The organism is Cytobacillus sp. S13-E01, from assembly GCF_029193815.1.
Classification (GTDB): Bacteria; Bacillota; Bacilli; order Bacillales; family Bacillaceae_L; genus Bacillus_BV.
This window is the reverse complement of record NZ_JARFVC010000046.1, coordinates 22692-30344: the sequence shown is the minus strand read 5'-3', so window position 1 is coordinate 30344 and position 7653 is coordinate 22692. Positions and strand designations below refer to the sequence as shown.

Here is a 7653-nt window from a genome sequence, read left to right as displayed (position 1 = left end):
ATAGCATTTCAGATGTTGTTTTAGCTTGCATGTGTAAAACTAGGTAGTCTGGGCCACCAGCTTTTGAGTCAGTTCCAGACATGTTAAATCCACCGAATGGTTGGTATCCAACGATTGCACCAGTACAACCACGGTTGAAGTAGAGGTTACCAACATGGAAGTCTTCGCGTGCTTTTTCGATGTGTGCACGGTTGTTTGTAAGAACTGCTCCAGTTAGACCATACTCAGTGTTGTTTGCAATATCAAGTGCATGGTCGAAATCTTTCGCTTTGCAGATTGCTACAACAGGCCCGAAGATTTCCTCTTTCATTAGACGAGCATCTTCTGCTACGTCTGCAAAAATTGTCGGCTCGATGAACCAACCTTTAGAGTCATCGCCTTTACCACCGTGTAGTAATCTTCCTTCGTTTTTACCGATCTCAACATAACTCATCACCTTGTCAAACGCACCTTGATCGTTTACAGGACCCATGAATATAGATGTGTCTTTAGGTTCACCAACAGTTAGCTCTTTTGTTAATTCAACAACGCGGTCTACTACTTGGTCATATACGTCTGCTAAAATGACTGCTCTTGAGCAAGCCGAACATTTTTGTCCTGAGAAACCAAATGCAGATGCCACGATTGATTTAGCCGCTAATTCAAGATCAGCATCTTTATCAACAACAATCGTATCTTTTCCACCCATTTCAGCAATGACACGCTTCAACCAAATTTGGCCTTCATTTAATTTAGATGCACGTTCGTAAATTCGTAATCCAACATCACGTGAACCTGTGAAGCTAATGAAGCGAGTACGTGGATGATCTACTAAGTAGTCTCCAACTTCTGCTCCACTACCAGGGACAAAATTAACTACACCTGCAGGAAGACCTGCTTCTTCAAGAACTTCCATGAATTTGGCAGCAATGATTGGAGTTGTACTAGCAGGCTTTAGTAAAACAGTATTTCCCGCTACTAATGCAGCTGTTGTCATACCAGCCATAATTGCAAATGGGAAGTTCCAAGGTGAAATAATAACACCCACTCCAAGTGGAATGTAATTAAAACGGTTATATTCGATTGGACGGCTTTCAACTGGAAGTCCGTCTTTTAGACGAAGCATTTGACGTCCATAATATTCTAAAAAGTCGATTGCTTCCGCTGTATCAGCATCAGCTTCATTCCATGGCTTACCAGCTTCTTTTGTTAAAAGGGCAGAAAACTCATGCTTACGACGGCGAATAATTGCAGCAGCACGGAATAAAATATCTGCGCGCATTTCTGGCTTTGACTTGCGCCATGTTTGGAATGTTTTATCTGCAATTTGCATTGCCTTTTCAGCAAGCTCTTGGTTTGCTTTTGAAACCCGGCCAACCAACTCTTCTCTGTTTGACGGGTTTACAGAAACAATTTTATCCTCAGTTGTGATGCGTTCTCCACCAATAACTAAGTCATAATCTTGCCCAAGGTAAGACTCAACTGTCTTAAGACCAGCTAAATAAGCTTTCTTGTTTTCCTCAACAGAAAAATCCGTAAATGGTTCATGTTTATATGGTACTACCATTCTACTTCGCCTCCCTTTCATCATTAAAAACGTTTTCATTCATTCATACAATTACCATTCTACTAAAAGTAGTAGAGTTCTTCAAATATTGAGGTAATAGTCGCAATTATCAAAACTCCTTAAAAGGAATGCAGGGCGCCCTGAGCTATACATAAAAACTAAAAAGACTGACCCAAAAAGGTTTGATCCTTCTTAAGTCAGCCTTCTTTTTTAAAAGGTAAGCTAGTATAAAAATTTTTACCTAGTTTTGGTGTCTAGCTCCAGCGCCTAGAAACGAGGGGAAACTTCAACTCCTCCTACAGAAGCAAAAAGCGCTTCTTTCGTCGGAGTATTCGAAGCACACGATGTGCAAGTGTCGACAATGCCACAGGACGTGGCGTTCTTGTCGACCAGTTTTCTCGTTTCTGACCAAAGCGCTTACGCATTTCTTAATTATAAATATGAACAAATGGTTCTTCTTCTCCTGCATTACGGACAATGATGCTTTCAGGACCATTTTCAGAAGAAACGTAAACTTGCAAAGAAAAATAATCGGGGAAATGCTCCATTACCTCACCCGTGATAAATTGAGTGAATCCAATTACTTCTGCTTTTCCGTAAAATTGCATTGGAATTTCGATCGTCAGCTGATACAATTCTTCATTTTTATAAAAACCTCGACCAATCACGCCTGTGTAGTTAGGGAAGAACTCATCGATATCTGTTTTGAAATTCGTGAACATCACCGCATCTTCTCTATAGGCATTTGTTGCCGCAGTAGATGGAAAAAAGTGATATTCTTCATTGACATCTTCCCACTTATCAATTCGATTACCCTTATTAATAACACCTGTTTTCGCAATGAAATTTCCTGGTGCAATCGAAGAAATCTCTTCTTGTTCGAATAAAGCAATGACAATTGGAACATTTTTAAGTTCATCCATAGTGCGTAACCTGGCTAATACTTCTTCTGCAATTCGTTTTCCTTCTTTTTTCAAAACATCAGTATCAATTTTCACTTCTCTTGGGTACCCACCCTGGTCATCAGGTAGATTAAAGTATTGTACTGAATTTAATGCTAAACCAATCACAACACCACCAAGCTCGACCTTGCCATCCTTATTTTTGATTAGGTAGTTATGCTCAAGCATATGCGCTAAATAAATCGGGCTTTTAGACATTTGTGTCTCATATGACTCTTCACTATTTGCATTGTATTCGAAAATTGGATTTAACCCCAGATTTTCTGCTTCCTTCTTATTATCTTCTTGTAATTGAGCTGGTGACATTTTTCGATTTAGCCAGCTCTCAATTGTTTCTTTTGAGATCTTTTGACCTTCTTGGTAAAAATATTGATCTGATGAAAATGACTCTTGAGCAATTCTCATTAGTCCTGTCTCAAATTCAGTAATGTCCAATCTTGTTTGAAGATTCCTTACAACAAGACCTCTTGCCTCCCCTGGCTTAAACGGCAGAATTGTACGATAATATGATTCCGAAATATTGTATCTGGGAATAATTGCCTTCTCATTTGTTTCTTCGGTTTCTTGTACAACTTCCTCTTGTTTATCAAAAGTAGGTGCACATGCTGTTAGGAGTAGAACAGTTGTCATTAACATTATTAATAGACTTTTCAACACACACACCTTCTTACTTCTTTAATTCTTCAATCAACCGATCCTCGTCCCAAACCTCAATCCCTAACTCAGCAGCTTTTGCTAGCTTTGATCCTGCTGCTTCACCTGCAATTACTAGATCCGTACTTTTGCTTACACTACCTGTCACTTTTCCACCTTGAGCCTCTATTTCTGTTTTTGCATCATTTCTCGATAACCGCTCAAGCTTTCCAGTTAATACGATTGTTTTGCCTGCAAAATAAGAGTCGCTATCATCAATTTTAACAGCTTTTGGACCTTTGTATTCGAGGTTTACACCTTGACCACGTAATTCCTCAATTAATTCGGATACTTCTGGTGCTGAAAAATAGGTAACGATTGAGTCAGCCATTTTTTCACCAATTTCATTAATTGCAACAAGATCTCCAGCTGTTACTCTTTTCAAATTATCAATTGTTTCAAAGTGCTGTGCTAGTGTCTTTGCTGCCTTTGCACCAACATGACGGATTCCTAAACCAAATAACAATTTTTCCAATGAGTTTTGTTTTGAAGCTTCAATTGCGTTTACAAGATTATCAGCGGACTTTTCACCCATTCGTTCAAGCTTAATCAGTTGGTCTTTTTCAAGCTTATAGATATCAGCAACATTCGTAATAAGTTTTTCTTGAAAAAGCTGGGCAATTACTTTTTCGCCAAGACCTTCAATGTTCATAGCTGTTCGTGATACAAAATGGATTAACCCTTCACGTATTTGTGCCGGGCACCTTGGATTAATGCAGCGTAGCGCTACCTCGTCTTCCAAACGAACTAGCTCACTTCCACATTCAGGACACTCTGTTGGCATATGAAAGGCTTGTTCCTCACCAGTACGACGATCAACTAGTACATTTACAACCTCAGGAATGATGTCACCCGCTTTTTTTACAACAACATAATCACCGATTCTTATGTCTTTTTCTCTTATCAAATCTTCATTGTGAAGCGATGCACGTTGAACGGTTGTCCCTGCAACTTTTACAGGCTCTAAAATAGCAGTAGGTGTTACAACCCCTGTCCTACCAACACTTAGCTCAATATCAATTAGTTTTGTTTCAACTTCTTCAGCACGAAATTTATAAGCAATTGCCCACCTCGGACTTTTTGCAGTAAAACCAAGCTGAGCTTGTTGTTCTAATGAATCAACCTTAATAACAATTCCGTCAATATCGTAAGAAAGGTTCGGTCTCTTATCGACCCATCCTTCAACGAACGTAATCACTTCATCGATTGAAGAATATGTTCTACGTTCTGGATTAGTTTTAAAGCCTAATTGATCTAGAAGGTCTAAACCTTCACTATGTGAGACAACTCCTGTTTCGCCTAGGTCTGCAATGCTATAAACGTAAATATCAAGATTTCGTTTAGCGGCAAGCTTGGGGTCTAGCTGTCTTAACGATCCAGCTGCAGCATTTCGTGGATTGGCAAAAGGCATTTCATCGTTCACAAGCTTAGCCTCATTCAATGCTTCGAATGATTTTTTCGGCATAAATGCTTCGCCGCGAACCTCGATATCAAATGGATCACTAAGTCGTAATGGAATCGAGCGAATCGTTTTCAAGTTCTCGGTGATACCCTCACCTACAGTGCCATCACCACGTGTTGTACCTTGAATAAACAAGCCTTGTTGATAACGAAGGGAAACTGCGAGACCGTCAATTTTCATTTCACAAACATAAGCAACATCGTCTCCAACCACTTGTCTCACACGTCGATCAAAATCACGTAAATCAGCATCATTAAAAGCATTACCAAGGCTGAGCATCGGTGTCCGGTGTTCAACCTTCTCAAAATTAGCTAACACATCACCACCAACGCGCTGTGTTGGCGAGTCCGCCGTCTTTAATTCCGGAAACTTTGCCTCTAGCTGGGTTAATTCACGCATAAGAGAATCATATTCTTCATCTGATACAGAAGGGGTATCAAGCACATGATATTCATAGTTATACTGATTTAGTAACTGCTGTAATTCTATAACACGTGTTTGTTCAGTAGGTTTGTCCATAAATCGATTCCTTTCATCATGTCATATGAAAAGCGCAGGGGCCCGCCGAACGGCGACAAACATAAGACGATTCCTGACAGAGGGCGTTTTTTGCATTCGGAAAGGGATTGGCTTATGACCTCAGGTCCGATGGCGCCCGGAGCTAGAACTAAAACTGGATACACATTTTTATGGTTTCTTATCCTTTAGGAATTTTTAACCCTTTGTAATAGGCGCAAATTTAGCTAACAACCGCTTAATACCGATCGGGCTTGGAAAAGCGATGTCTAATTCCTTTGATTCACCTTCACCTTTTACACTGACAACCGTACCCGTTCCCCACTTCTTATGCGCAGCTTTGTCGCCAACCTTCCAAGCAATGTCATCGCCACCTGTTGATGTCATTGTAGGACGAATCGTTGATCTTGTTTCAGGCTGCTTTGACGCAAACGGAGATGTTTGTTGTCGTTGCTGGAATTGTTGACGTTGTTGAGTTTGTTGTTGCCTTTGCTTTTTTTGCTGCTCCATCAGTTGTTCCCGTAAATCTTCAATTAAATCCCCTGGAATCTCACCAATAAAACGGGATACTGGATTCATATTTGTACGTCCAAATAATGTCCTCATTTGTGCATTCGTAATGAAAAGCTCTTGCTCAGCACGAGTGATTCCAACATATGCTAGACGTCGTTCTTCCTCCATTTCGTCTTCCTCCATAAGCGAGCGACTATGTGGAAATACACCTTCCTCTAAGCCAATTAAGAAAACGACTGGAAACTCTAAACCTTTTGCGGAGTGTAATGTCATTAACACAACAGCATCACCTTTATCTTTATCGTCTTCCTCTAGTTTATCAATATCTGCCACTAATGCTAAATCGGTTAAAAAGGCAACTAAGCTTTTATCTTCATTCTTTTCTTCAAAATTTTTCGTAACAGATAAGAATTCGTCTATGTTCTCTAACCGACTCTGTGCTTCAATTGTCTTTTCGCTTTTAAGGAGGTCCCGATAGCCGGTTTTATCTAGCATCTCATCAACTAATTCGGTAACAGACAGATACTCCTGCATATCAACCCAGTTATTGATTTGATTACGGAATTCAACTAGCGAGTTCAATATCTTCCCACCTAAGCCAATTTGTTCAACTTCCTGCAACGCTTGAAACATCGTTAAATCATTCGCTATCGCATAGTTTGCAATTTTATCGATAGAAGATGCCCCGACTCCACGTTTAGGTACATTAATAATTCTCGCTAAACTGATATCGTCATCCGGGTTAGCAATTACACGTAAATAAGCCAAAATATCTTTAATTTCTTTTCTGTCATAGAACTTTATACCGCCAACAATCGTATAGTTAATATTGGATTTAAGCAAAACCTCCTCCATTACACGTGACTGAGCATTTGTACGATAAAGAATAGCAATATCAGAGTACCTTCTTACACCACCATCGACCATTTGCTTAATCTTTCCTGCAACAAACTGTCCCTCTAAATACTCACTGTCCGCACGGAAATAAGAAATATTGTTTCCATCCATGTTTTCGGTCCACAATTTTTTCGGCTTACGATTTGAATTCTTTTCAATCACTTCATTTGCAGCACGTAAAATACGTTTGGTTGAACGATAGTTTTGTTCTAGAAATATTGACTTTGCATGGGAGTAATCTTTTTCAAATGATAAAATATTACTTATATCTGCTCCACGCCAGCGATAAATCGATTGGTCAGAATCCCCAACTACACAAATGTTTTTAAAACGAGAAGCTAAAAGCTTAACGAGCATATACTGTGCACGGTTAGTATCCTGGTACTCATCGACATGGATATATTGAAATTTTCGTTGATAGAACTCAAGCACCTCAGGTACACGTGTAAATAATTGAATGGTTGTCATAATCAAATCATCAAAATCTAACGCTTGATTTTTCTTTAGTTTTTTTTGGTATTCTAAGTACACATCACTTATCATTCGGTCATGCATACCACCAGCTGTTTTGGCATAGTCCTCTGCAGTCTGTAGCTCATTTTTTGCACTACTAATAGATCCTAGGAAGCTTCGTGGATCAAACTTTTTAGTGTCAATATTTTTATCTTTAAGGATATTTTTAATAACGGAAAGCTGGTCCGTTGTATCAAGAATTGAAAAATTACGATTAATCCCGATTCTGTCGATATCTCTTCGTAAAATTCGTACACACATGGAGTGGAAGGTAGAAATCCAAATCTCATCTGCAACTGGTCCTAATAAACTTTGGACCCTTTCTCTCATTTCACGAGCCGCTTTATTTGTAAATGTGATTGCTAAAATACTCCACGGCGCAACCTCTTTTTCAGCCATCAAATAAGCAATTCGATGTGTAAGTACTCGCGTTTTGCCACTTCCCGCTCCTGCCATTATTAGAAGTGGGCCGTCAGTAGCCTTTACTGCTTCCTGTTGTTCTTTATTTAATCCAGTTAACAACCTCTCACTAATAAATTGCATCTCGCCAC

Annotated in this window: 4 protein-coding genes; all 4 read right to left on the bottom strand. The window is 39.5% G+C overall.

The window, feature by feature from the left end:
* Nucleotides 1-1546 (bottom strand): L-glutamate gamma-semialdehyde dehydrogenase (gene pruA / locus PY093_RS19540; RefSeq protein WP_275647465.1); only part of this gene is annotated, 1546 nt, incomplete at its 3' end.
* A gap of 428 nt (nucleotides 1547-1974) precedes the next feature.
* A complete protein-coding gene (locus PY093_RS19535; RefSeq protein ID WP_275647464.1) occupies nucleotides 1975-3162 on the bottom strand; it encodes a CamS family sex pheromone protein in 1188 nt (395 codons plus the stop codon).
* Between the two features lie 13 nt (nucleotides 3163-3175).
* Nucleotides 3176-5182 (bottom strand): NAD-dependent DNA ligase LigA, encoded by a 2007-nt coding sequence (ligA, locus tag PY093_RS19530; RefSeq protein ID WP_275647463.1) that lies wholly within the window; start codon nucleotides 5180-5182, stop codon nucleotides 3176-3178.
* Between the two features lie 195 nt (nucleotides 5183-5377).
* Nucleotides 5378-7645 carry a DNA helicase PcrA gene (gene pcrA, locus PY093_RS19525; RefSeq protein WP_275647462.1) on the bottom strand — a complete coding sequence of 756 codons (2268 nt, stop codon included), beginning with the start codon at nucleotides 7643-7645 and terminating at the stop codon, nucleotides 5378-5380.
* Between the last annotated feature and the right edge of the window lie 8 nt (nucleotides 7646-7653).